This is a genomic window from Dietzia sp. MNB45, from assembly GCF_051994785.1.
In the GTDB taxonomy this organism is placed as follows: Bacteria; Actinomycetota; Actinomycetes; order Mycobacteriales; family Mycobacteriaceae; genus Dietzia; species Dietzia kunjamensis.
This window is the reverse complement of record NZ_CP163397.1, coordinates 1,839,959-1,865,279: the sequence shown is the minus strand read 5'-3', so window position 1 is coordinate 1,865,279 and position 25,321 is coordinate 1,839,959. Positions and strand designations below refer to the sequence as shown.

General features: G+C 70.8%; 21 protein-coding genes. 17 read left to right on the top strand and 4 right to left on the bottom strand.

What is annotated here, in order from left to right; translation table 11 throughout:
- The first annotated feature begins 15 nt into the window (after positions 1-15).
- Positions 16-2,409 carry a RelA/SpoT family protein gene (locus AB5G72_RS08950; RefSeq protein WP_120283358.1) on the top strand — a complete coding sequence of 798 codons (2,394 nt, stop codon included), beginning with the start codon at positions 16-18 and terminating at the stop codon, positions 2,407-2,409.
- Positions 2,410-2,562: 153 nt separating this feature from the next.
- On the opposite strand, the gene AB5G72_RS08945 is transcribed toward AB5G72_RS08950, so the two are convergent.
- Positions 2,563-3,486, bottom strand: a complete 924-nt coding sequence (locus AB5G72_RS08945) for a peptidylprolyl isomerase (RefSeq protein WP_120283356.1) — start codon at positions 3,484-3,486, stop codon at positions 2,563-2,565.
- 210 nt (positions 3,487-3,696) lie between these two features.
- Here AB5G72_RS08945 and AB5G72_RS08940 point away from each other — a divergent pair, with 210 nt between their 5' ends.
- Positions 3,697-4,362, top strand: coding sequence for an MBL fold metallo-hydrolase (locus tag AB5G72_RS08940; protein WP_440221447.1), 666 nt, complete (start codon positions 3,697-3,699; stop codon positions 4,360-4,362).
- Positions 4,363-4,407: 45 nt separating this feature from the next.
- On the top strand, positions 4,408-5,688 hold the full coding sequence (gene hisS / locus AB5G72_RS08935) for a histidine--tRNA ligase (RefSeq protein WP_120283354.1): 1,281 nt from the start codon (positions 4,408-4,410) through the stop codon (positions 5,686-5,688).
- 91 nt (positions 5,689-5,779) lie between these two features.
- Here the strand turns inward: hisS and ypfJ are convergent, their stop codons facing one another.
- Positions 5,780-6,703 carry a KPN_02809 family neutral zinc metallopeptidase gene (gene ypfJ / locus AB5G72_RS08930; protein WP_440221446.1) on the bottom strand — a complete coding sequence of 308 codons (924 nt, stop codon included), beginning with the start codon at positions 6,701-6,703 and terminating at the stop codon, positions 5,780-5,782.
- A gap of 236 nt (positions 6,704-6,939) precedes the next feature.
- On the opposite strand from ypfJ, the gene aspS reads away from it, so the two are divergent.
- The gene (gene aspS, locus AB5G72_RS08925; RefSeq protein ID WP_440221445.1) at positions 6,940-8,739 is read left to right on the top strand and encodes an aspartate--tRNA ligase; all 1,800 of its coding nucleotides are present in this window, start codon (positions 6,940-6,942) and stop codon (positions 8,737-8,739) included.
- A 27-nt stretch (positions 8,740-8,766) separates the two neighbouring features.
- On the opposite strand, the gene AB5G72_RS08920 is transcribed toward aspS, so the two are convergent.
- The gene (locus AB5G72_RS08920) at positions 8,767-10,071 is read right to left on the bottom strand and encodes an alkaline phosphatase family protein (RefSeq protein WP_440221444.1); all 1,305 of its coding nucleotides are present in this window, start codon (positions 10,069-10,071) and stop codon (positions 8,767-8,769) included.
- A gap of 129 nt (positions 10,072-10,200) precedes the next feature.
- Between AB5G72_RS08920 and AB5G72_RS08915 the strand changes: the two genes are divergently transcribed.
- From AB5G72_RS08915 to AB5G72_RS08890, 6 genes are all read left to right on the top strand, one after another.
- On the top strand, positions 10,201-11,601 hold the full coding sequence (locus AB5G72_RS08915) for a replication-associated recombination protein A (protein WP_120283346.1): 1,401 nt from the start codon (positions 10,201-10,203) through the stop codon (positions 11,599-11,601).
- Positions 11,602-11,683: 82 nt separating this feature from the next.
- On the top strand, positions 11,684-11,830 hold the full coding sequence (locus tag AB5G72_RS08910) for a hypothetical protein (RefSeq protein WP_167457804.1): 147 nt from the start codon (positions 11,684-11,686) through the stop codon (positions 11,828-11,830).
- Positions 11,831-12,030: 200 nt separating this feature from the next.
- Positions 12,031-14,691 carry an alanine--tRNA ligase gene (alaS, locus tag AB5G72_RS08905; RefSeq protein ID WP_440221443.1) on the top strand — a complete coding sequence of 887 codons (2,661 nt, stop codon included), beginning with the start codon at positions 12,031-12,033 and terminating at the stop codon, positions 14,689-14,691.
- A complete protein-coding gene (gene ruvX, locus AB5G72_RS08900; protein WP_283467124.1) occupies positions 14,688-15,200 on the top strand; it encodes a Holliday junction resolvase RuvX in 513 nt (170 codons plus the stop codon). Before alaS ends, ruvX begins: the two co-directional genes overlap by 4 nt.
- Positions 15,201-15,293: 93 nt before the next feature.
- Positions 15,294-16,466, top strand: coding sequence for an endolytic transglycosylase MltG (locus AB5G72_RS08895; protein WP_440221442.1), 1,173 nt, complete (start codon positions 15,294-15,296; stop codon positions 16,464-16,466).
- A complete protein-coding gene (locus AB5G72_RS08890; protein WP_096905419.1) occupies positions 16,456-17,295 on the top strand; it encodes a shikimate dehydrogenase in 840 nt (279 codons plus the stop codon). Before AB5G72_RS08895 ends, AB5G72_RS08890 begins: the two co-directional genes overlap by 11 nt.
- 86 nt (positions 17,296-17,381) lie before the next feature.
- Here the strand turns inward: AB5G72_RS08890 and AB5G72_RS08885 are convergent, their stop codons facing one another.
- The gene (locus AB5G72_RS08885; RefSeq protein WP_440221441.1) at positions 17,382-18,896 is read right to left on the bottom strand and encodes a flavin-containing monooxygenase; all 1,515 of its coding nucleotides are present in this window, start codon (positions 18,894-18,896) and stop codon (positions 17,382-17,384) included.
- Between the two features lie 70 nt (positions 18,897-18,966).
- Between AB5G72_RS08885 and AB5G72_RS08880 the strand changes: the two genes are divergently transcribed.
- The 7 genes from AB5G72_RS08880 (at position 18,967) to nusB (ending at position 25,318) form a co-directional block, all read left to right on the top strand.
- Positions 18,967-20,040, top strand: a complete 1,074-nt coding sequence (locus AB5G72_RS08880; RefSeq protein ID WP_120283334.1) for an AraC family transcriptional regulator — start codon at positions 18,967-18,969, stop codon at positions 20,038-20,040.
- Positions 20,041-20,066: 26 nt separating this feature from the next.
- Positions 20,067-21,281 carry a chorismate synthase gene (aroC, locus tag AB5G72_RS08875; RefSeq protein WP_440221440.1) on the top strand — a complete coding sequence of 405 codons (1,215 nt, stop codon included), beginning with the start codon at positions 20,067-20,069 and terminating at the stop codon, positions 21,279-21,281.
- The gene (locus tag AB5G72_RS08870; RefSeq protein ID WP_163375808.1) at positions 21,278-21,826 is read left to right on the top strand and encodes a shikimate kinase; all 549 of its coding nucleotides are present in this window, start codon (positions 21,278-21,280) and stop codon (positions 21,824-21,826) included. The genes aroC and AB5G72_RS08870 overlap by 4 nt, the downstream gene beginning before the upstream one ends.
- 47 nt (positions 21,827-21,873) lie before the next feature.
- Positions 21,874-23,001 (top strand): 3-dehydroquinate synthase, encoded by a 1,128-nt coding sequence (gene aroB / locus AB5G72_RS08865; protein WP_067717930.1) that lies wholly within the window; start codon positions 21,874-21,876, stop codon positions 22,999-23,001.
- On the top strand, positions 22,998-24,098 hold the full coding sequence (locus AB5G72_RS08860; RefSeq protein WP_120283327.1) for an aminopeptidase P family protein: 1,101 nt from the start codon (positions 22,998-23,000) through the stop codon (positions 24,096-24,098). The genes aroB and AB5G72_RS08860 overlap by 4 nt, the downstream gene beginning before the upstream one ends.
- Before the next feature lie 75 nt (positions 24,099-24,173).
- Positions 24,174-24,737, top strand: coding sequence for an elongation factor P (efp, locus tag AB5G72_RS08855; protein ID WP_067717936.1), 564 nt, complete (start codon positions 24,174-24,176; stop codon positions 24,735-24,737).
- A 2-nt stretch (positions 24,738-24,739) separates the two neighbouring features.
- Positions 24,740-25,318, top strand: a complete 579-nt coding sequence (gene nusB, locus AB5G72_RS08850; RefSeq protein WP_069389334.1) for a transcription antitermination factor NusB — start codon at positions 24,740-24,742, stop codon at positions 25,316-25,318.
- Positions 25,319-25,321 lie beyond the last annotated feature (3 nt).

The following is a 25,321-nucleotide window of genomic DNA, read 5'->3' as shown; positions in this document are numbered from 1 at the left end:
AGGGAGGAGCCGGAGATGACGCAACGGCAGGACCCCGCCGGGCAGCCGGACGGGGGCGCGCAACCCGGACAGACGGCTCAACCCCAGCCCTCGACACCCCAGCCCCCGACACCCCAACCCTCGACCCAACCGCTCCCCGTGATCCCGGGCAACCGCCCGTCCGCCGGTCGACGGGTGCGAGCGCGGTGGGCGCGCCGCCTCACCTCGGGACTGACCGTCACCTCCACACCGGCGGTTCTCGAACCGCTGGTGCGCGTCCACCGGATACACCACCCCAAGGCCGACGTCGGTCTGCTGGCCCGCGCGTACACGCTCGCCGAGAAGCAACACGAGGGCGTCTACCGCAAATCCGGCGACCCCTACATCACCCATCCACTCGCCGTGGCGACCATCTGCGCGGAGATGGGGATGGACACCACGACGCTCGTGGCGGCGCTGCTGCACGACACGGTCGAGGACACCGACTACTCGCTCGCGCGGCTGGAAGCCGACTTCGGCGGTGAGGTCGCCCACTTGGTGGACGGCGTCACCAAGTTGGACAAGGTCGAGTTCGGCGAGGCCGCCGAGGCGGAGACCATCCGCAAGATGATCATCGCGATGGCACACGATCCCCGCGTCCTGGTGATCAAGGTCGCCGACCGCCTGCACAACATGCGGACGATGCGGTTCCTGCCGCCGGAGAAGCAGGTCAAGAAAGCGCGGGAGACCCTCGAGGTGATCGCCCCGCTCGCGCACCGGCTGGGGATGGCGACCATCAAGTGGGAACTCGAGGACCTCGCCTTCGCGATCCTCGAGCCGAAGAAGTACCAGGAGATCGTGCGGCTCGTCGCCGACCGGGCCCCCAGCCGCGACGTCTACCTGCAAACGGTGACCAACCGGGTCAGGGCGGACCTCGAGAAGGCGCACATCCAGGCGCGGGTCGAGGGCCGACCCAAGCACTACTGGTCGATCTACCAGAAGATGATCGTGCGCGGTCGGGAGTTCGACGAGATCCACGACCTCGTGGGCATTCGTGTCCTGTGCGAGGACGTGCGCGACTGCTACGCCGCGATCGGGGTCGTCCACTCGACGTGGAAGCCGATGCCGGGGAGGTTCAAGGACTACATCGCCCAGCCTCGCTTCGGCGTGTACCGGTCGTTGCACACCACCGTGATCGGACCCGACGGCAAACCCCTCGAGATCCAGATCCGCACCCACGAGATGCACCGCAACGCGGAGTACGGCATCGCGGCGCACTGGCGCTACAAGGAGACCCGCGGCAAGCACAACGGCGACCCCGCCGAGGTCGACGAGATGGCGTGGATGCGGCAACTGCTCAGCTGGCAGCGTGAGGCCGCCGATCCCGGCGAGTTCCTGGATTCTTTGCGCTTCGAGATGACCAGCAAGGAGATCTTCGTCTTCACCCCCAAGGGGGACGTCATCAACCTGCCGGTCGGCGCCACGCCCGTGGACTTCGCCTACGCGGTCCACACCGAGGTCGGTCACCGCTGCATCGGGGCACGGGTCAACGGCAAACTCGTCGCCCTCGAGCGCCCGCTCGAGAACGGCGAGGTGGTGGAGGTCTTCACCTCCAAGGACCACAACGCCGGCCCCAGCCTGGACTGGCAGAAGTTCGTGGTCTCCGGCCGCGCCAAGAGCTCGATCCGGCAATGGTTCGCCAAGGAGCGCCGAGAAGAGGCCCTGGAGCGGGGCAAGGACCTCATCACCCGTGAGGTCCGACGGGGCGGGGTCCCCGTCCACCGCATCTTCTCCAACGAGTCGCTCGCCGGCGTGTCCCGCGAACTCGGATTCGCCGACGTCACCGCGCTCTACACGGCGATCGGGGAGAACCACGTCTCCGCCAAGACCGTGGTCGGTCGTCTCATCGCCGCCCACGGGGGCGTGGACGAGGTCACCGAGGAACTGGCCGACCGCTCCCGCGACAAGACCATGACCCCGCCCCGCCCCACGACCTCCGGGGCCGGCGTGCTCGTGGGCGGTGTCGAGGACGTCCACGCCAAGCTCGCCCGCTGCTGCACCCCGGTGCCGGGGGACCAGGTCCTGGGCTTCATCACGCGCGGCGGCTCGGTCAGCGTGCACCGCACCGACTGCACCAACGCCTCCGACCTGCACCGGGAGCCGGAGCGATTGGTCAAGGTCGAGTGGGCGCCCCAGCCGGGCGCGGTGTTCCTCGTGGCCATCCAGGTGGAGGCCCTCGACCGTCACCGTCTGCTCTCCGACATCACCAAGGTGCTGGCCGACGAGAAGGTCAACATCCTCTCCGCCTCGGTGCAGACCGCGGGCGACGACAGGGTGGCGATCTCCCGGTTCACCTTCGAGATGGCCGACCCCAAACACCTGGGTCACGTCCTCGGTGCGGTCCGCAAGGTCGAAGGCGTCTTCGACGTCTACCGGATGACCTCGAACTGACCGACGCCTCCGCGGCTGACCGACCCCTCCGCGGCCGGCCTTCGCGAGCCCGGTGGGTCCACGCGGACCCGGTGGGACGACGCGGACCCGGTGGGACGACACCGGCCCCGGCCGGGAGGCCGGGGCCGGTGCTCACGGCCGGGTGCTACGGGTTCACGCCTCGGGCAGACCCTCCTGGGCGCCGACCGTGACCTTCTCGATGACCACCGGTCGGCGCGGTGCCTCGTAGTCCGGATCGCTCTGGTCGTCGCTCTTCGTCCCGGCCTCGGCGATCTCGTCGAGGACCTCCAGACCGGACTCGCCGATCGTGCCCATCACGGAGTACTCGGGCGGCAGCATGGAGTCCTCGTACACGAGGAAGAACTGACTCCCGGCGCTGTTCGGCGCCTGCGACTTCGCCATGGCGACCGTGCCGCGCGGGTAGACCGACATACCCGAACCGTCCTCGGCCACGGGGAGATCGGTGGGCGGCTCGTCCACGATCGAGTACCCGGGGCCCGAGAGCCCGGTCCCCGTGGGGTCACCACACTGCAGGACAGAGAGCTGCGAACCCTCCCCGCCCTGCGTCAGTCGATGGCACTCGGTGTCGTCGAAGTACTCCTGCTCGGCGAGGTGCACGAAGCTCGCGACGTTGCAGGGGGCGCCCTCACGATCGAGCGTCAGGGGGATCTCGCCGCTACCGGTGGTCACCACGATCTCGGCCGTCCCTCTCCTGGGCTGGTCCCCGGTCGGGGGGTCCATCTCGCGCTTGGACTCCTCGATCTCGTCGACCTGCTCGTTGAAACGACGTGCCTCGGCGACGATCTCGGGCCCCTGGTCCTCGAACTCCGCCGGGTCGACCTTCTCCATGGGACTGGTGTCCTGCGGGTACTCGCAGGACACCCAGTCGGCGGCGTACTGCTCGGCGCGGGACTGTTCCGCCTTGTTCCAGACCACGACGCCCACGATGCCGAGGAGGACCACCACCACGACCGAGGCACCGGCGATCTTCAGCTGCTTCTCGCGGCGCGCCTGCGCCTCCATCTGCTCACGCAGACGTTGGCGCGCCTCGGCTCGGCGTTCCTGGTTGGTGGACACTGACCCTCCTGGGGACCTGGACTAGGCTGGGACTCCACGGGCGGACCCGTACGGTGGGGCTCCGTGAAGAGCCCCACGCGGCGGTCCAGCCCAGGGTCCTTGTCTACCAGGTCGGGTAGTGACGGCCGAACGCCACTCCGGTGTCGGGCGCCGTTGCCCGGCACCGGGCGCCGAACGGCGCCGACAGTGTCGAGAAAGGGAGTACGGGACGTGCAGATCGTCGGTTTCCCCGCCGGGATGTTCCAGACCAACTGCTACATCGTGGCGGACGACGCGGGCGACTGTGTGGTCGTCGACCCGGGGCAGGACGCGGAGGAACAGGTCCGCCGTCAGATCTCCGAGGCCGGGCTCCGGCCCCGCGCGGTGCTGCTCACGCACGGGCACCTCGACCACATCTGGAACGCACGGCAGGTGGCGGATCACTACGGGGTCCCCGCCTACATCCACCCCGAGGACCGCGAGATGCTCTCCGATCCGGGCAAGGGCCTCTCGCTCGACCTGTCGGCGATGCTCAAGGGCGTCACCTTCACGGAGCCGGCCGAGGTCATCGAGGTGTTCGACGGCGACACCCTCAGCCTCGGCTCGATGACCTTCGACGTGGACCACGTCCCGGGTCACAGCCCAGGCTCGGTCTCGTTCCGGATCACCGTGCAGACCGAGGACGGACCCCGGCTGGTCGTGCTCGGTGGGGACGTACTGTTCCAGGACGGTGTGGGACGCACCGATCTGCCCGCGGGGGACACCGAGGTGCTCATGCAGTCCATCGCCAAGAAGTTCCTCGTCCTGGACGACGACGCCGTCGTGTTACCCGGGCACGGGCCGTCCACGACCATCGGTCGTGAGCGTCGGTCGAATCCGTTCCTACGCGACCTCTAGACCCACCACCCCACCCGCCCCTCGAGACCCAAGGACGCCTCACCAGTGACCGGCAACGTCAAGAAGACCGCACTCAAGGCACCGAAGGGTGTTCCCGACTACGTGCCTCCGGCGTCCGCCGGGTTCGTGACGGTCCGGGACGCCATCACCACCGCCGCCCGTCGCGCCGGGTACGGGCACGTCGAGTTGCCGATCTTCGAGGACACGGCGTTGTTCGCGCGCGGCGTGGGGGAGTCGACGGACGTGGTGTCCAAGGAGATGTACACGTTCTCCGACAGGGGCGGCCGGAGCGTCACCCTGCGCCCCGAGGGCACGGCCGGGGTCATGCGTGCGGTGATCGAACACGGGCTGGACCGAGGCCAGCTCCCGGTCAAGCTCTGCTACGCGGGCCCCTTCTTCCGGTACGAGCGCCCCCAGGCCGGGCGGTACCGCCAGCTCCAGCAGGTGGGCATCGAGGCGATCGGCGTCGACGACCCGGCCCTGGACGCCGAGGTGATCGCCGTGGCGAACGAGGCGTTCCGCTCCCTCGGACTCACCGGGTTCCGCCTCGAGCTCACCTCACTCGGGGACGAGACGTGCCGCCCCGACTACCGGGAACGGCTCCAGGATTTCCTCACCGGGCTGGACCTCGACGAGGCGACGCGGGAACGCGCTCGGGTCAATCCGCTGCGCGTCCTGGACGACAAGCGCCCCGAGGTGCGTGCCCAGCTCGAGGGCGCTCCTCTGATGATCGATCACCTGTCGGACGCGAGCGCCGAGCATTTCGCGACCGTTCGGGCGCATCTGGACGCGCTGGGCGTCGCGTACGAGGTCAATCCCCGCATGGTGCGGGGCCTGGACTACTACACCAAGACGACCTTCGAGTTCGTGCACGACGGCCTCGGCGCCCAGTCCGGGATCGGTGGCGGTGGCCGCTACGACGGCCTGATGGAACAGCTCGGCGGCCAGGCGCTGTCCGGCATCGGGTTCGGTATCGGTGTGGACCGCACGGTGTTGGCACTGCAGGCCGAGGGGATCGACCCGGCGGCCGAGGGGCGCGTCGACGTGTACGGCGTGGCCCTCGGCGCGCAGGCCAAGGCGACTCTGGTGCCCGTCCTCGCCGAGTTCCGCCGCAGCGGGCTCCGCGCGGACATGGCGTACGGGGACCGCGGCATGAAGGGCGCCTTCAAGGCCGCGGACCGCTCCGGCGCGGCGATCACCGTCGTCGTCGGGGAGAACGAGCTCGCCACCTCCACGGCCGTCGTCAAGACGATGGCCACCGGTGAGCAGGAACCTGTGCCCCTGGAGGGTCTCGTCGACCACGTGACCAGGGCCGTCTCCCGCTGAACCCGACTGTCCGGCGCTTCCGGGAGACCGGGGCCCCGCCCACGCGTCAGGGCTACGCGCGCCAGAGCCGGGCGCCTCAGAGCTGTGCGCCTCAGAGCTGTGCGCGGAAGGTGTCGCAGGCCTGCATCGAGCCCTGCTCGTAGCCCGTCAGGAACCACTGTCGGCGCATCTCCGACGACCCGTGGGTCCATGAGCCCGGGTCGACGCGTGCGCCGCCGGAGCGCTGGATGTGGTCGTCGCCGATCGCCTCGGCGGTCCGGATGATCGCGTCGACGTCGCTCCCGGTGAGGCTCTCCAGCAGCGGCGGGCCGCCGTCGGGCGCCGGGGTCGAGGTGGCGTAATGGGCCCACAGCCCGGCGTAGCAGTCGGCCTGGAGTTCGACCCGGACCGCACCCGAGGAGGGGCCCTGCGGGTCCTGCTGCGACCGGCGGATGTCGCCGAGCATGGTCTGCAGGTGGTGGCCGAACTCGTGGGCGACGACGTACATCTGCGCCGCACCGGAGGGTGACCCCCCGAGTTGGCCCACGAGGACCCGGTCGAAAAACGCGGGGTCTATGTACACGTTCTCGTCGGCCGGGCAGTAGAACGGTCCGATGTCGGAGGAGGCGCCACCGCATCCGGTGTCGACGGCACCGGTGAAGATGGTGGTGTGGGGCTGGACCCAGCGCATCCCGATCTGGTCGGGCAACTGTGTGTTCCACACGTCCTCGAGGCTCTCGGTGGTGGCGACGACGCGGCAGATGGTGTCGGTGTTGGCCTGCTGCAGGTCGCACTGGTCGATGTGGGCCTGGAACTGCTGCGCCGAGTCGGAGGTCTGTGCCCGGCCGCCGGTGGCGCCCGGGTCCGTGCCACCGCCGTCGAGTCCGAGCTGGCCGGGGTCGACGCCGAGGAACAACGCGATGACGACGACGACGAGGCCGCCGACACCCCCACCGACCGCCATCCCCCGGCGACCCCCTCGGCCCCCGCCGGAGACCCCGCTGGTGTCCAGTTTCCCGCCCTGCCGGAACGTCATATCGTCACCTCTCGTCCACACCGGCCGCCGGTCCACCCGGGCACGCCGCACCACCACGGTGCTTGTCGGATCACTGTATGGGCCGGCGGTACGCCGTCACAGCCGACACGGGGAACGCCCGCGGGTGGACGTAGACTGTCCCTCGTCCGAACCCGGGGCCGACCGCTCATCCGGCGGTGGGTCCGTTCCGGAGTTCGCCGACCACACGACTTTTTCCCGACGAGAGGACAACCGCAGTGCTGCGCACCCATTCCGCCGGCCAGCTCCGAGCCGCCGACGCAGGGGAGACCATCACCCTGGCCGGCTGGGTCGCGCGCCGCCGGGATCACGGCGGGGTCATCTTCGTCGACCTCCGCGACTCGACCGGCGTCTGCCAGGTGGTGTTCCGCTCGGAGGACGTGGCTGAGCGCGCACACCGCCTCCGCAACGAGTACTGCGTGGCCGTGACCGGCGTGGTGGACCGCCGCCCGGAGGGATCGGAGAACCCGAACCTCGCCTCGGGCGAGGTCGAGATCGACGTGACCTCGTTCGAGGTGCTCGGCGAGGCCGCGGCCCTGCCGTTCCAGCTCGACGACGAGGTCGGCGAGGAGGCGCGCCTGCGTCACCGCTACCTCGACCTGCGGCGTGAGGGCCCGGGGGCGGCGCTGCGTCTGCGGTCCGAAGTGAACGCCGCGGCGCGGGGCGTCATGGCCCGTCACGACTTCGTGGAGATCGAGACGCCCACGTTGACCCGCTCGACGCCCGAGGGGGCCCGCGACTTCCTCGTGCCCGCCCGCCTGCAGCCGGGGACGTTCTACGCCCTCCCGCAGTCTCCGCAGCTGTTCAAGCAGCTGCTCATGGTGGCCGGGATGGAGAAGTACTACCAGCTCGCCCGCTGCTACCGGGACGAGGACTTCCGCGCCGACCGCCAGCCGGAGTTCACGCAGCTGGACGTGGAGATGAGCTTCGTCGACCAGGACGACGTGATCGCCGTGGCCGAGGAGATCCTCACCGAGGTGTGGGCCACCGCCGGGCATCAGATCTCGACCCCCATTCCGCGGATGACCTACGACGAGGCGATGCGTCGCTACGGTTCGGACAAGCCCGACCTGCGGTTCGACATCGAACTGGTCGAGTGCACGGAGTTCTTCGCCGACACCCCGTTCCGGGTGTTCAAGGCGCCGTACGTCGGCGCGGTCGTCATGAGGGGCGGGGCGTCGCAGCCGCGTCGCCAGCTCGACGCGTGGCAGGAATGGGCCAAGCAGCGCGGCGCCAAGGGGCTGGCCTACATCCTCGTCGGTGAGGACGGCGAGCTGGGCGGCCCCGTCGCCAAGAACCTGTCGGATTCCGAGCGCGCCGGGATCGCCGCGCACGTCGGCGCGGAGCCGGGGGACTGCATCTTCTTCGGCGCGGGAGCGGTCAAGTCCACCCGCGCTCTCCTCGGTGCGGCACGCGGTGAGATCGCCGAGAAGCTCGGACTGATCGACCCCACCAAGTGGGCGTTCACCTGGGTCGTCGATGCCCCGATGTTCGAGCCCGCGGACGACGCCACCGCCGCCGGCGATGTGGCCGTCGGTTCGGGTGCGTGGACCGCCGTGCACCACGCGTTCACCTCGCCCAAGCCCGAGCACCTCGACACGTTCGACACCGATCCGGGATCGGCGCTGGCCTACGCCTACGACATCGTGTGCAACGGCAACGAGATCGGTGGCGGGTCGATCCGTATCCACCGCAAGGACGTCCAGGAGCGGGTCTTCGGCGTCATGGGCATCTCGCAGGAGGAGGCGCAGGAGAAGTTCGGGTTCCTGCTCGACGCCTTCTCCTACGGCGCCCCCCCGCACGGTGGCATCGCCTTCGGCTGGGACCGCATCTGTGCGCTGCTGGCCGGAACCGAGTCCATCCGCGACGTCATCGCCTTCCCCAAGTCCGGCGGCGGGGTCGACCCGCTCACCGACGCTCCCGCGCCGATCACCACCCAGCAGCGCAAGGAGTCCGGCATCGACGCCAAGCCGGTCCAGCGCGGGCAGGCCGCCCAGGACGGGGCCGCAGCCGGGTAGTACCCGAGGCGGGCGGCCCCGGGCGTCTCAGAGGTGGAACGCCTCGAGCGCCGGGCGCCCGTCCATCCCGGAATGGTCGAGTCCGAACAGCCGGGCCACCGTCGGCGCCACGTCGAGGGTGCGCACGGGACGGTCGACGACCTGCCCCCGGCGGACGATCCGGTGCCCGCCGGCGATGAAGAACGGGATGCCGAGCGTGACCTCGTGTCCGTGGTTGCCGGGGATGGGGTTGGAGAACGGGGTGGGGTCGGAGAACCGCCATCCCGGATGACAGGTGGCCACGAGGTCGCCACCGCGCTCGCCCAGGTCGAGTTCGGCCGGATCGTAGAGGCGGTTGACGCCCGGGAGCGCGCCGACCACCGCACGCAGGCGCGCCAGGGTCGCCTCGCGTTCTCCGGCGGGGCCGAGGTGGGCGAAGGTGTCGGCGCCCCCGTTCTGTGCGATCCCGACGCGCCCGCGCAGCGCGGGGTCGGCGTCGATCGCGCCGGCGGCACTGATGAGGCGCAGCGGCTCCGACCAGTCCATGCCGTGATCGGCCAGCACGATGAGCACCGACCGTTCCCACCGGCCGGTGGACCGCAGGAACTGCTCGAGGTCCCAGAGTTTGTGGTCCGAGTTGTACACCGCCTGGTTGCGGGCCAGTCGCAGTGAGGTGCCGGACAGGTCCATGTGGCCGAAGCGGTCCATGTCGCCGAGGTTGACGAACGTCATCCGCGGGGCGTGGTCGGTGATGGTCTGCTTGAGGGCCTCGACGGTGAACCAGTCCAGCGAGTGGTCGGTGACCGGCACCAGCGGGAAGGGTGCCCACTGCACGCTCGCGCGGCCACCGAACAGGCCGTGGAGGTAGTCCTTGCTGAGCACGCTCGCGGTGGTCAGACCCGCCTCGGTCCGGATGCGGTCCAGCACGCTGGCCGCCCGCAGGTCGTCGGGCCGGTCGAGGGTCCTCTCGTCCCCGATCGCGTGGTCCCAGATGGCGTTCGCGGGCACCCCGTTGCGCGCGGGCAGCACCCCGGTGACCATGGCGGCGTGGTTGGGCAGGGTCTCGGCGATCATCAGGGAGGAGGCGTCGGTGAACCGCGTCCCCTCGGTGGCCCATCGGTGCAAAGTGGGCGCCTGGGCCGGGTTGAGTTCGTCGGGCCGCATGCCGTCGGTGACGATCACGTAGACGTCGAGGTCGTCGGCCACCGGGTGCACCGGGTTCGCCCACACGGGGGCGGGTTCGGCGAGCAGGGTCACCCCGACGGCGCCGGCGGCGGCGACCATGCCGGCGCCGGCGAGCGCCTCACGACGGGTGAGTGTGGGTCCGTGGGTGGGATTGTCGTCGCGGCACATGGGGCGGGGGTCCTGACGGTCGGGTGGTGGCTGGCGGGGCGGTGTGCCCGCCGGGGACGTGGCATACCTGCCCACCAGGGAACCCGACGACGACGAGGGCTGCCCACACTTTCGGTGATCGGACGCCGAATGTTCACCCGGGGGTCGGAGTCCGGGCCCGCCGGTAGCCTGGTCGGCGTGACAGAAGATGCCGGGTTGTTCGCCGCCGGGGACGCGGGCGGACACGCGCCCCCCTCGCCCGCGGCGGGGGACGTGGACCCGTCCGCACCGCTGGCCGTGCGTATGCGGCCACGGACTCTCGACGAGGTGATCGGCCAGGAGCACCTGCTGCGGCCCAACTCCCCGCTGCGGCGGCTGGTGGAGGGGCGCGGCGGCTCCTCGCTGATCCTCTACGGTCCGCCGGGTACCGGGAAGACGACGCTCGCGAACCTCGTCGCGAGTACCTCGGGTCGGCACTTCGTGGCGCTGTCCGCGTTGAGTGCGGGGGTCAAGGACGTCCGCGCGGTCATCGACGACGCCCGCACCCGCCAGGTGCACGGTCAGCGCACGGTCCTGTTCATCGACGAGGTGCACCGGTTCTCGAAGAGTCAGCAGGACGCCCTGCTCGCCGCGGTGGAGAACGGCATCGTCCTCCTGGTCGCCGCGACCACGGAGAACCCCCACTTCTCCGTGATCGCCCCGTTGCTGAGCCGATCCCTCATCGCGGAGCTCCGGGGGCTGGACGACAGTGGTGTGGCCGGCGTGCTGAGGCGCGCGGTGGCCGAGGAGCGGGGCCTGGCCGGCGAGGTCGAGCTGACGGACGAGGCGGTCGAGGACATCGTCAGACTGTCGGGGGGCGACGCGAGGCGCAGCCTCACGATCCTCGAGGCGGCGGCGGGGGCAGCGGAGGACGGGGTGGTGACCCCGGAGATCGTGGAGCTGAGCCTGGACGCCGCGCCGGTGCGCTATGACCGCGACGGGGACCAGCACTACGACGTCACGAGCGCGTTCATCAAGTCCATCCGTGGGTCCGACGTGGACGCCGCGCTGCACTACCTCGCCCGGATGCTGGTCGCGGGGGAGGACCCGCGGTTCATCGCCCGGCGCCTCATGGTCCACGCCAGTGAGGACATCGGGATGGCCGACCCCACCGCGCTGTTGGCCGCCGGCGCCGCCGCCGAGATCGTGCAGAAGGTCGGACTGCCGGAGTGCAGGTTGGCGCTGGCGCAGGCCACCATCCACCTCGCCACGGCCCCGAAGTCCAAGGCGGTCATCGCCGCGATCGACGCCGCGATGGCCGATGTCCGCGCGGGCGGGGTGGGCGAGGTACCCAAGCATCTGCGGGACGGCCACTACGCCGGGGCGAAGGGCCTCGGCAACGGGGTGGGCTACCGCTACGCCCACAACGCGCCCGCCGGGGTCGTGGCGCAGCAGTACCCGCCCGACGAACTGGTGGGGCGTGACTACTACGAGCCGAGCCCCCACGGGCACGAGCGGGACCTGGGTGCGCGGGTGGACAAGCTCCGGAAGATCATACGAACAGAGACGTAGCCAGATCTTGAGAAATATGTGAGTATCGTTAATAAGTGCTCGACCAGGCACTTTAATCACGCCGCTCACCCTGGAGGAAACCATGGCCTATCTCCTGTCCACGCTCGTCAGTGTCGCGACCTCGATCGGGGTCTGGGGCACGGGGGCACACAGCATGGGGCTTCTGCCCCGGGAGGCGTTCATCACCGCCGCCAACTTCGGCATCGTCCTGCCCCCGATGCCGCGCTGACCTCCCATCAGGCAGGGTCCGCCCTGCACCGGGCGCCCATCCGCCGGTTCGGCCGGGTGGGCGCCCGCAGGAGTTAACGCGGCCGCCCACCTCGTCGTCGTCAGGTCCTCCCGGCCCACCTCGTTCCCGGTCCCACGCGGGCGCGACGGTAGGCTGGGACCTCGCCCGAGACCACCAGTAGACGACCAGTGAGGCCCCCAGTGCAGACCCATGAGATCCGGCGCCGCTTCCTCGAGCACTTCGTCAGGGCCGGCCACGCCGAGGTCCCCAGTGCGTCTCTGGTGTTGGACGATCCCAACCTGCTGTTCGTCAACGCCGGGATGGTGCCCTTCAAGCCGTACTTCCTCGGCCAGGAGACCCCGCCGTACGCCACCGCGACCTCCATCCAGAAGTGTGTGCGCACCCTCGACATCGAGGAGGTGGGCATCACCACCCGCCACAACACCTTCTTCCAGATGGCCGGGAACTTCTCCTTCGGCGACTACTTCAAGGAAGGCGCCATCCGGCACGCGTGGTCCCTGCTGACCACGTCGGTCGACGACGACGGTTTCGGGATCGACCCCGCGCTGCTGTGGGTCACCGTGTACCTCGACGACGACGAGGCCTACGGCATCTGGCGGGATGTGATCGGGGTGCCCGAGGAGCGCATCCAACGCCGCGGTATGGCGGACAACTACTGGTCCATGGGCGTACCCGGCCCGTGCGGACCGTGCTCGGAGATCTTCTACGACCGCGGGCCCGCCTACGGCGTCGACGGCGGGCCCGAGGCCGACGAGGACCGCTACATCGAGATCTGGAACCTCGTGTTCATGCAGAACGAGCGAGGGGAGGGCACCGGCAAGGAAGCCTTCGAGATCCTCGGCCCGCTGCCCAAGCAGAACATCGACACCGGCATGGGCGTCGAGCGCGTCGCGTTCCTGCTCCAGGGCGTGGAGAACGTGTACGAGACGGACCTGCTGCGCCCGGTCGTCGAGACCGCCGAGCGACTGTCCGGCGCGAAGTACGGTGCGGACGGCGCCGCCGACGTGCGGTTCCGCGTGATCGCCGACCATGCCCGCACCGCCTACATGCTCATCTCCGACGGCGTGACGCCCGGCAACGAGGGCCGCGGGTACATCCTGCGCCGTCTACTGCGTCGCATCGTCCGCTCCGTGCGCCTGCTCGGGGCGACCGGCGAGACGATGGCCGAGTTCATGGCCACCGTCCGCGACGCGATCGGTCCGTCGTTCCCCGAGACCGTCTCGGGGTACGACCGGATCGAGCGGATCGCGGTGGCCGAGGAGGTCGCGTTCCTCAAGACCCTCGAGTCCGGGACGCAGCTGTTCGAGCGCGCCGCCTCCGACGCCCGGTCGTCGGGCGCCGCGGTGCTCACCGGCCGCCAGGCGTTCGCCCTGCACGACACGCACGGTTTCCCGATCGACCTCACCCTCGAGATGGCGTCCGAGGCAGGGCTGCAGGTGGACGAGGAGGGCTTCCGCTCGCTCATGTCCGAGCAGCGCGCCCGCGCCAAGGCCGACTCCCGGGCCAAGAAGCACGCCCACGCCGACCTGTCCGTCTACCGTGACTTCCTCGACGCCGGCGAGACCGTCTTCACCGGCTTCACCGACCTGACCGACGAGTCGCGGCTACTGGGCATCGTCTCCGGAGGCGAGGCCGTCCACGTCGCCCGCGAGGGGGACGCGGTGGAGTTCCTGCTCGACCGCACCCCGTTCTACGCCGAGTCCGGCGGACAGCTGGGCGACCGCGGCATGATCTCCACCGCCGGCTTCCAGATGCGGGTCGACGACGTCCAGAAGATCGGCAAGAAGCTCTGGGTGCACAAGGGCGTCCTCACCGGCGGCGAGGCCGAGGCCGGTCAGCTCGTCACCTCCGCCGTCGACCCCGAGTGGCGCAAGGGCGCCACCCAGGGGCACTCCGCCACCCACCTCGTCCACGCCGCACTGCGGCAGATCCTCGGCCCGGAGGCCGTCCAGGCCGGCTCGCTCAACAAGCCCGGCTACATGCGGTTCGACTTCAACTGGTCCGGCTCGATCCCCTCGGACGTCCTGGCGCAGGTCGAGGAGGTCACCAACACCGCCGTCGACGCCGACTACGGGGTCAACACCGTGGAGACCACCCTCGAGGAGGCCAAGCGCATGGGCGCCATGGCCCTGTTCGGCGAGAACTACGGCTCCCGGGTCCGCGTTGTGGAGATCGGTGGCCCCTTCTCCATGGAACTGTGCGGCGGGACCCACGTGTCCAGCTCCGCGCAGATCGGGCCCGTCAGCCTGCTGGGGGAGGCGTCCGTCGGCTCCGGGATCCGGCGTGTCGAGGCCTATGTGGGCATGGACGCCTACCGCCACCAGGCCCGCGAGCGGGCGCTCGTGTCCGGGCTGGCCGCCTCGCTCAAGGCGCCCACCGACGAGCTGCCCGACCGCGTGGCCGCCCTCACCGCGAAACTGCGTGAGGCCGAGAAGGCGCTCGAATCCCTGCGGGCCTCCCAGCTCGCGGCCCAGGCCGGCGACCTGCTGAACTCGGCCGAGGACCTCGGTGGCATCCGGTTCCTGGCGCACAGCACCCCCGGCGGCGCCGCGGGAGACCTGCGCACCCTCGCCTCCGATCTCAAGGGACGGCTCGGCTCGGACGCCGGGGTCGTGTTCCTCACCGCCCCGGCGCAGGACAAGGTCCCGTTCGTCATCGCCGTCAGCCCCGCCGCGCAGGATCGCGGACTCAGGGCCGGCGACCTCGTCAAGGCCATCGCGCCCGCGCTCGGTGCCCGCGGCGGCGGCAAGCCGGACATGGCGCAGGGTGCCGGGTCCGACCCGGCCGGGATCGACACCGCGGTGTCCGCGCTGCGCGACGCCGTCCGGGGCGCCGGATGACCGACGCCCCGGGCGCCGCGGCCGGGCCAGCCGGGCCAGCCGGGCCCGCCACGTCCGGCGGCGGATGGGCCCGCGGTCGCCGGCTCGGACTGGACGTGGGCACCGCCCGTATCGGTGTGGCCTCCTGTGACCCCGACGGGATCCTCGCCACCCCCGTCGAGACCATCAAGGTCACCGACGGCGACCCCCGGTGGGCGAGCGAGCTCCGGCGTCTCGCCGAGCTCGTCGAGGAGTACGACGCCGTGGGTGTGGTGGTCGGGCTGCCCACCTCGCTCAAGGGCCGGGAGACCGCGTCCACCGCGATGGCCCGCTCGTTCGCCACCGCCCTGACGGCCGGGGCGCCCGACCTGCCGGTGGACCTCGTCGACGAGAGGCTGACGACGGTGACCGCGAGTTCGGCACTGCACGGCGCCGGCCGCAACACGCGGAAACAGCGCGACGTGATCGACCAGGCGGCCGCCGTTGTCCTGCTCCAGGCCTGGATCGACTCGCGGCACGCCCGCCGATGAGCGACCCCCCGGCGTGCCCGCCTGGATAAACTGGCCGACGAGCACGATGCTGTCCGCGGGACAGCTCCCCTGACACCATGACCGAGGAGCACGATGTCTGCGGCACGAGGACGCTCACGTACAGGAGCCACCACGAGGTTCATCCTCCTGGCGGCCGTGATCGGGGTGGTCCTCGCCTTCGGCGTGATGGTCTACCGCAACCAGAACACCGAGGTCGCGGCGGCCCCGGACTTCGACGGACAGGGCAGCGGGAACGCGCTGCTGCACGTGGAACCGGGGGACACCCTGGGGGTCGTCGGGGACCGCCTCTACGACATCGGCACCGTGGCCAGTACCCGCGCCTTCACCGGAGCGGCGGCGGGAACGACCGTGGAGGGCATCCAGCCCGGCTACTACCAGGTGCGGCAGGAGATGAGCGCGGCCGCCGCCGTGGACGCACTGGCGGACCCCCAGAACCGCGTCGGGTTCATCGAGGTCAAACCGGGCGGCCGGCTGCTCGACACGGTCGTGGTGGGCGGCGGCAGAGAGAAGGGCATCTACACCCTGATCGCCGACGCCACGTGCCTCCGCGATCTGGACGAGCCCGAGGCCGCCCCGATGTGTCGGCAGCCCCAGGAGATCGTCGACGCGGCCGTGCAGGCCGACCCGGCGGAACTCGCGGTCCCCGAGTGGGCCATCAACGAGGTACGGGGCGCCCCGGACCCGGTCCGTCGCCTCGAGGGGTTGATCGCCCCGGGGGTCCACAACATCAACCCGCAGTCCGAGCCCGTCGAGATCCTGCGTCAGCTCATCGACGCCTCGACCGCCTCCTACGACGAGACCGGACTCGTCCCGGCCGCCGACCGTATCGGTCTCACCCCCTACGAGGTGGTCACCGCCGCGTCGCTGGTGGAGAAGGAGGGCAAGCTCCAGGACTTCGACAAGGTCGCGCGGGTCATCCTCAACCGCCTCGCCGAGCCCATGCGTCTCCAGTTCGACTCCACGGTCAACTACGCTCTCGCCGACCAGGAGATCGCCACGACCGACGCCGACCGGGCCGAGGTGACCCCGTGGAACACCTACGCGATGGACGGACTGCCCTACGGGCCGATCGGTTCACCGGGTCTCGACGCACTGCGCGCGATGGAGAACCCTGCCGACGGGCAGTGGAAGTACTTCGTCACGGTCGACATGGAGGGCACCACCAGATTCGCGGACGAATACCCGGAGCACGAGCGCTATCAGAGCGAGGCCATCGCCAACGGGGTCCTCGCCAGTGGTCGCTGATCCCACGGGCGCACCGCGCTCGGCGGCCGTCCTGGGGCACCCGGTGGACCACTCGCTGTCCCCGGTCCTGCACGGTGCCGCGTACCGGGCGCTCGGCCTCGACGACTGGACCTACGAGCGCATCGACTGCGACGCCGAACGACTGCCGTCTGTGGTCGACTCGTCGCCCGCCGACCGCATCGGTTACTCGGTCACGATGCCCGGCAAGTTCGCCGCGCTCGCCCACGCCGACGAGGTGAGTGAACGCGCCCGCATCGTCGGCAGCGCCAACACACTCGTCCGGCGGGCGGGCGGCTGGTTCGCCGATTGCACGGACGTCGACGGTGTGACCGGGGCGCTCGCCGCCTTCGGGGACCTCCCGGACCATCCGACGGCAGTCGTCCTGGGCGTGGGGGGAACCGCCAGACCGGTTCTCGCCGGGCTCGCCGAGGCCGGCGCCACGCAGGTGGTCCTGGCCTCCAGGCGCGACAACGCCGGGCCGGCGGCCGACTGCGGACGGGCCCTCGGGCTCGGGGTCCGCACCATGGGCCTCACCGACCCGGAACTGATCGGGGAGATCACGCGGGCCGATGTTCTGATCAACACCGTCCCCGAACCCGGCGTGCGGGAGCTCACCGACCTGGTCGCCGGCGCCCGACGGGTGTTCGACGTCCTCTACGACCCCTGGCCCACCGCGGCTGGCGCAGCAGCCCAGGCCGCGGGCATCCCCGTGGTCGGTGGCGACGTGATGTTGCTCCACCAGGCCTTCGGTCAGGTGGAGCTGTTCACCGGGCACCCGGCGCCGCGCGGGGAGATGGCCGCCGCGCTGTCGCAGGCGCTCGGTCGCTGACCGCGCGGACACGGGGACGCGGGGACGCGGGGACGCGGGGACGCGGGGACGGCCACCGTGCCGGAGCCGTACGGCCGGATGATCGGTCAGATGCCCGAGGGCTCCGTGGCGCGACGGGGGGCGATCGTCTCGAAGTCGGCCGGGTCCGCGGTCCGGGTGCGACGCTGGTACTCGTGCACGAGCCCCGGCCAGTTCGTCGTGATCCGGCCTGAGTCCGCCTTGTACCAGGAGTCGCAGCCGCTCCATACCGACGCACCGAGGCGGCGCATCATCTCGTCGTCGTAGGCCTCGTGCACTTCGCGACGGACGTCCACGGCCACCGTCCGATCCACCCGAGCCAGTTCCTCGACCACCTGGCGGATGTACCTCGCCTGTTGTTCGATCATGAGGATGATCGAGCTGCTCCCGAGATTGGTGTTGGGTCCGTAGATCACGAACATGTTGGGGAAGCCCGGCACGGCCATCCCGAGATACGCGCGCGCACCCTCTCGCCACTGCTCGTGCAGGTCCCGACCGCCGCGTCCACGCACGGTGATCGGTGCCAGGAAGTCGGTGGCCTTGAAACCCGTGCCGTACACCACGACATCGACGGGGCGCATCCGTCCGTCCGCGGTGACGATCCCCTCGGGGACGACCTCGGCGACGGTGTCGGTCACCACGTCGACGTTCGGCTGCGTGAGTGCGGGGTACCACTGGTTGCTGAACAGCATCCGCTTGCACCCGATCGGTTCCGTCGGGGTGAGGGCCTCGCGCAGCCGGGGGTCGCGGACGGTGAGCCGCAGATTGGCGCGGGCGAGCCCGCCGAGGATCCTGGCGAGCGGCCGCGCGGAGGTCAGTGCCAGGCCGATGACCTCCGTCGTCTCCCAGATCGTCCCACGCATCGCGGTCATGAGGCCGGGGACACGGGCGAACGCCGCCCGGTGGGCGTCCGTGTAGGCGCGGTCCGGTTTGGGCACCACCCACGGCGCCGAGCGTTGGTAGACGGTCACGTGCGCGGCCACCTCGCGGATGCGGGGGACGAACTGGATGGCCGAGGCCCCGGTGCCGAGTACCGCGACCCGCTTACCCGTCAGATCGACGTCGTGCCGCCACTCGGCCGAGTGGAACGACGGGCCGGCGAACGTCTCCGACCCCGGGATGTCCGGGTAGGCCGGACGGGACAACTGACCCACCGCGGGCACGAGCACCTCGGCCTCGAACGACTCTCCGGAGGCGGTGTGTACCGTCCACGTGGCGCTGTCGTCGTCGAACTCCGCGGAGGTCACCTCGATGCCGGTGCGCACGAGTTCGCGCAGGCCGTACCTGTCGGCGGTCTCCCGGATGTAGGACAGGATGTCGGGTTGCTCGGCGTAGCGACGGCCCCAGTCCGTCCTGCGGTGGAAGGAGTACGAGTAGAGGTTCGACGGGACGTCGCAGGCCGCTCCGGGGTAGGTGTTGTCCCGCCACACCCCTCCGACGTCGTCGGCCTTCTCCAGGATCGTCACCTCGGCCAGGCCGTCACGGGTGAGCTCGTAGGCGGCGCCGAGGCCACCGAATCCGGCTCCGATGATGATCACGCGCGGTCGCCGACGCCGGGTCCCGGGGGAGGAGGAAGAGGTCATGTCGTGACGGTAGTGCCCCGGCCCCGCGTGGCCGCAGACATTCACGGACGAATAATCCATAATTCCGGACATGACCACCTGGGACGCCCCCGCGGTCCCACACTGGGACTTCCCCCGCTCGGCCATCGGGATCGGCGTCCTCGTCGAGGCCGGGGAGCGGCTCGGCGTGGACGCCGGCCGGGTCCTGCAGGGGATCGCGCTCTCCCCGGCCGACCTCGCCACCCCCGATCTACTCGTGACGCCGGACCAGGAACTGACCGCGATCCGCAACCTCCGCGCCGCCGCGGGCGACCGGCCCGCCCTCGCCGCCGAGGTGGGCGCCACGTACCGGTTGACCACCTTCGGGATCTTCGGATACGCCCTGCTGTCGAGCCCGACGCTCCGCGACGTGATCGCCGTGACGCTCCGCTTCATCGACTTGAGCTACATCTTCAGCACGATCGGTGTGGAGTCGACGGGGGACAGGATCGTGGTGCGTCTGGAGGACACCGCGCTCCCGGACGACGTCCGCGAGTTCCTCGTGGACCGCGACCTGTTCGCGATCCACTCCGTCCTCGGCGAGCTCGTCCCCGGAGGTGTCCCGTTCACGGACATCTCCTTCGGTGGGGGGCGGTCAGCCGGGACCCTGACCGCATACGGGGAACGGCTCGGCCTCATACCGTCGGAGTCCGACCACGGCGCCGGCGTCACAATGGTCTTCGACGCCGCGCGCCTCGACAAACCGCTCCCGCAGGGGAGCCCAGCAGCGGTGACGGTGGCCGAGGCCATGTGCCGCGACCTGGCCGCCACCCGCCGGACCCGGGGGCCGGTGAGCAGCCGGGTCCGCGTCGAGATCGCCGGTCGTCTCACGCAGGGGGCCTCCATGTCTTCGGTGGCCGCCGGACTGGGGGTCAGTTCCCGGACCCTGCGCAGGCACCTGTCGGACGAGGGCACGTCGTTCCAGCGGCTTCTCGACGACGTCCGGCTGGAACTGGCCAGGCGGATGCTGGCGACCGGTCTGCTGTCGGTGGAGGACGTCGCGTTGCGTCTGGGGTATGCCGAGGCCTCGAGCTTCATTCACGCGTTCCGGCGTCTCACCGGTGACACCCCGCACCGGGCCGTCGTCGCCTCGCGGGCGCGGCGGTCCTCGACGACCCGGGCCTGATGTGCCGGGCCGTACCCCGACGTGGGATGATCGGCGACGTGCTGAAGTGGACCACTGCCGGAGAATCGCACGGCCAGGCCCTGGTGACGATCGTCGAGGGCGTGATCGCCGGGGTCGAGGTGACGAGCGACGAGATCGCCTCGCAACTCGCCCGCCGTCGCCTGGGCTACGGCCGCGGGGCGCGGATGAAGTTCGAGGCGGACGCCGTCCGGGTCCTCGGCGGCGTCCGCCACGGCCGGACCATGGGATCGCCGGTGGCGATCGAGGTCGGCAACACCGAGTGGCCCAAGTGGGAGCAGATCATGTCGGCGGACCCCGTCGACCCGGAGGCGATCGACGACAAGGCCCGCGCCGCCCGCCTGACCCGCCCGCGGCCCGGTCACGCCGACTTCTCCGGGATGCTCAAGTACGACTTCGACGACGCCCGGATGGTCCTCGAGCGCGCGAGCGCCCGGGAGACCGCCGCACGGGTCGCGGCCGGGACGGTCGCCCGTGCGGTGCTGCGGGACGTCCTCGGCGTCGAAGTCCTCTCGCACGTCATCTCCATCGGCGCGTCCGAGCCGTACGTCGGGCCCGAACCCGGGTACGCGGACCTCGAGGACATCGACGCCAGCCCTGTGCGGGCCTTCGATGCCGCCGCCGCGGAGTCGATGATCGCCGAGATCGAGGCCGCGAAGAAGGCCGGGGACACCCTCGGTGGCGTCGTCGAGGTGGTCGTCCACGGCCTCCCGATCGGTCTCGGCTCCCACGTGTCCGGCGACGATCGTCTCGACGCACAGCTCGCCGGCGCCCTCATGGGCATCCAGGCCATCAAGGGCGTCGAGGTCGGGGACGGCTTCGAGACCGCGCGCCGCCGTGGCAGCGTCGCCCACGACGAGATGGTCCGCGGGGACGACGGCGTCGAGCGCCGCAGCAACCGCGCCGGGGGCCTCGAGGGCGGCATGACCAACGGTCAGCCCCTCCGGGTACGGGCCGCGATGAAGCCCATCTCCACGGTGCCCCGTGCGCTGAGCACGGTGGACATGGAGGACGGATCCGCGGCCACCGCCATCCACCAGCGCTCGGACGTGTGTGCGGTTCCGGCGGCGGGCGTCGTCGCGGAGTCGATGGTCGCCCTCGTGCTGGCCCGCGCGGTCCTGCAGAAATTCGGTGGCGACTCGCTGGCGGAGACCCGCCGGAACGTCGCGGGATACCTCGACGCGGTCGCCGAGCGGCTGGACTGGGCGACGGACGAGGCATGAGCGAGCCGGCACGGCCGGTCGCCGTGCTCGTGGGGCCACCCGGTGCCGGCAAGACGACCATCGGCCGCAAACTCGCCCGGCGGCTCGACGTGCCGTTCCGCGACGCCGACCACCTCATCGAAGAGGCCGAGGGCCGGTCCATCCCCGAGATCTTCGCCTCCGACGGCGAGCCGCACTTCCGCGAGATCGAGGAGCGGATCATCGGTGATGCGCTCACATCGTTCGACGGGGTCCTGTCCCTGGGGGGCGGGGCGGTCCTGTCGGCGGTGACCCGGCGACGCCTGCGAGGCCACCGGGTCGTCCACCTCACGATCGGGGTGGCGGAGGGGGTGCGCCGATCCCAGGGTCCGGGTCGCCCGCTGTTGGCCGGGGGCGACGTCACAGCCCGGTACCAGGCACTGCTGACCGAACGCTCGCCGCTGTACCGGGAGGTCGCCTGGACCACCGTGAGCACCGAGCGGCGCAGTTCGGGCAAGGTGGTGACGGACATCGTCGACAGGCTCGACTCCGGCGACCCGCACCTGCGGGGCGGCGTTCGGAGATGAGTGACGACCAGACGCGTAGCGACACGAGCGATGAGCGGGAGCAGCAGATGAACCAGGACGAGAACACCACCGAGCCCGTCGTCGTGGAGGTGCGCGCCGCGGACCCGTACCCCGTGGTCATCGGCCGGGGCCTGCTCCCGGAGATCCTCGAGGCGTGTTCGTCCTCGCGAACCGTGGCGATCTTCTATCAACCGCCGCTGGCCCAGACCGCCGAGGCGCTCCGCGAGAAGCTCGCCGACGCCGGCATCGACGCCCACCGGATCGAGATCCCGGACGCGGAGGCCGGCAAGGACCTCGCCGTCGCCGGGTACTGCTGGGACGTCCTGGGCCAGATCGGGTTGAACCGCAAGGACACCGTCGTGAGCCTCGGCGGGGGCGCGGCCACCGACCTCGCCGGCTTCGTCGCCGCCACCTGGATGCGTGGCGTCCGGGTCGTACACATCCCCACCACCCTGCTGGCGATGGTCGACGCCGCGGTCGGTGGCAAGACCGGAATCAACACCGATGCCGGGAAGAACCTGGTGGGCTGCTTCCACGAGCCCGCCGCCGTGTTCATCGACACCGCGACGCTCGAGACCGTCCCGCACAACGAGTTGGTCTCCGGAATGGCCGAGGTGGTCAAGTGCGGCTTCATCGCCGACCCGGAGATCCTCGACCTCATCGAGGCGGATCCCGCGGCGGCGCTCGATCCGGGCGGCGAGACGATCGTCGAGCTCATCCGCCGCAGCGTGCAGGTCAAGGCCGACGTGGTCGGACAGGACCTCAAGGAGTCCGGCCTGCGGGAGATCCTCAACTACGGCCACACCCTCGGCCACGCCGTGGAGCGTCGCGAGCAGTACCGGTGGCGTCACGGCGCGGCGATCAGCGTCGGGATGTGCTTCGTCGCCGAGCTCGCCAGGCTGGCGGGCCGACTGGACGACGCGACGGCGGACCGTCACGCCTCCGTCCTCGCGTCCCTCGGACTTCCCACCGGGTACGACGAGGACGCCTTCCCGCGGTTGCTCGAGCTGATGGCCGGCGACAAGAAGAACCACTCGGGTTTCCTACGCCTGGTCGTGCTGGACGGACTGGCCCGCCCGTCGCGCATGGAGGCCCCGGACCCGTCGCTCATGACGGCGGCGTACGCCACCATCTCGGAGGGCCGCAAGCCCAGCGGCGGGGGGATCCTGCTGTGATCGAGCGTCTCGCCCCACGTCGCCGCGCCGTCGCCGCCGCCCTCGCCGACGTCGGTGCCGACGCCCTGTTGGTGACCGATCCACGGAACATCGCCTACCTGACCGGGTTCTCCGGGTCGGGTGGGGCCGTCCTGGTGGAGGACGACGGCGAGGCGGTCCTCTGCACGGATTCCCGCTACGAACTCCAGGTCGTCGAGCAGGCCCCGGACGTGGGCCACGTGATCTCGCGCGAGTACGTCGCCGGCGTCCTCGGTCGTCGTCGCGGACCCGCCGACGCCCCGCTCGCCGTCGAGGCCGATCAGCTGACCCTGTCCGCGGCCGCCGGCCTGCGCCGTGCACTCGCGGCGACCGGGGGAGCGGACGCCCGGATGGTGGAGACCAGCGGGCTGGTGGAGACGGTGCGCCGCGCCAAGGATCCCGACGAGCTCGCCCTCATCGCCAGGGCGTGCACGGTGGTCGACGAGGCGTGGACCCACGTGCTGGGCAGCGACCTGGTGGCGGCCGGTCGGACCGAACGAGAGGTCGCGGCGGACCTGGAGCACGCGATGCGGCGGGCCGGTTCGGACGGCGTGGCGTTCGAGACGATCGTGGCCTCCGGACCCAACGGAGCGCACCCGCACCACGTTCCCGGGGACCGGGTCCTGGCCGAGGGCGACCTGGTGGTGGTGGACTTCGGAGCCACGGTCTCGGGGTACGCGTCCGACTGCACCCGCACGGTCGCGTTAGGGACCGCCCCGGACCGTCTGGTGGAGGCCTACGAGGTCGTCCGCCGAGCCCAGATCGCGGGGGTCGAGGCCGTCCGCGCCGGCGTCCCGTGCGCCGAGCTCGACGCCGTCAGCCGCGACATCATCACCGACGCCGGGTTCGGCGACCACTTCGGCCACTCGCTGGGGCACGGGGTGGGGTTGGACGTGCACGAAGCGCCCGCGGTGTCGACCCGGTCCACGAGTACACTGTCCGACGGCGATGTGATCACCATCGAGCCGGGGATCTACCTCCCGGGCCTCGGCGGGATCCGAATCGAGGACACCGTGGCCGTCACCGGCGGTGGCGGACGGTCCCTGACCACCACGTCGAAGGACCTCAGGGTGCTCTGAGGATCCGACCCACGATCATGCGCGCGACGCCGCCCCCGGCTGCGGCGCGGACGACTTCCCGAAGGAGTACCGACTATGGCGTCCACCGCCGATTTCAAGAACGGCCTCGTCCTCAAGGAGGAGGGCCAACTCTGGCAGATCACCGAGTTCCAGCACGTCAAGCCCGGCAAGGGCCCCGCGTTCGTGCGGACCAAGATGAAGAACGTGGTCAGCGGCAAGACCATCGACAAGACGTTCAGTGCCGGCGTGAAGGTGGAGACCGCGACCGTCGACCGGCGCGACATGACCTTCCTCTACCGCGACGGCGAGGACTACGTCCTCATGGACGAGAAGGACTTCGAGCAGATCAACGTCACGCCGACCGTGATGGGTGACGGTGCCCGCTTCCTGCTCGAGAACACCTCGGTCCAGGTCTCCATCCACGAGGGTGTCCCGCTGTTCGCCGAGATGCCGGTCGCCGTCGACCTGCTGGTCCAGCACACCGACCCGGGCCTGCAGGGCGACCGTTCGACCGGTGGCACCAAGCCGGCGACCCTCGAGACGGGTGCCGAGGTCCAGGTGCCGCTGTTCATCAACACCGGCGACAAGCTGCGCATCGACACCCGTGACGGCCGCTACCTCAGCCGGGTGAACGACTGATCATGTCGGAAGACGTCGACCACCGCCGTCGCGGATCACGCTACCGGGCGCGTAGGCGCGCGGTCTCGCTGCTGTTCGAGGCGGAGCTACGTGACGCGGACGTGGTGGCGCTCGCCGAGGAGCGTCGGCAGATGGGCGAGGACTCCCAGGAGTTCCACGACGTCGCGCCCTACACGATGGAGATCGTCACCGGCGTCGCCGAGCGGCTCGACCGCCTCGACTCCACCATCACCGAGCACCTGAGGGAGTGGACGCTGGAGCGGCTGCCCGCCGTCGACCGCGCGGTCCTGCGCGCCGGTGCGTGGGAACTGCTCTTCGGCTCGGACGAGGTGGACGCCGCCGTCGTGATCGACCAGGCGGTCCTTCTGGTGTCCGACCTGTCCGCGGAGAAGTCGGTTCCGTACGTCAACGCGGTCCTCGACCGCGTGGCCGGCCTGGCCCAGCACATCAGGGCCGCCGAGCGGGCCGTGGCGGGCCTGGACACCCCGCCCGCCGACGCTGCCTCCGAGGCCGCCGGCGACGAGCCCGGAGACGTGTCCGAGGCCACGTCCACCGATCCCGGAACGGACACCGGGGACTGATAG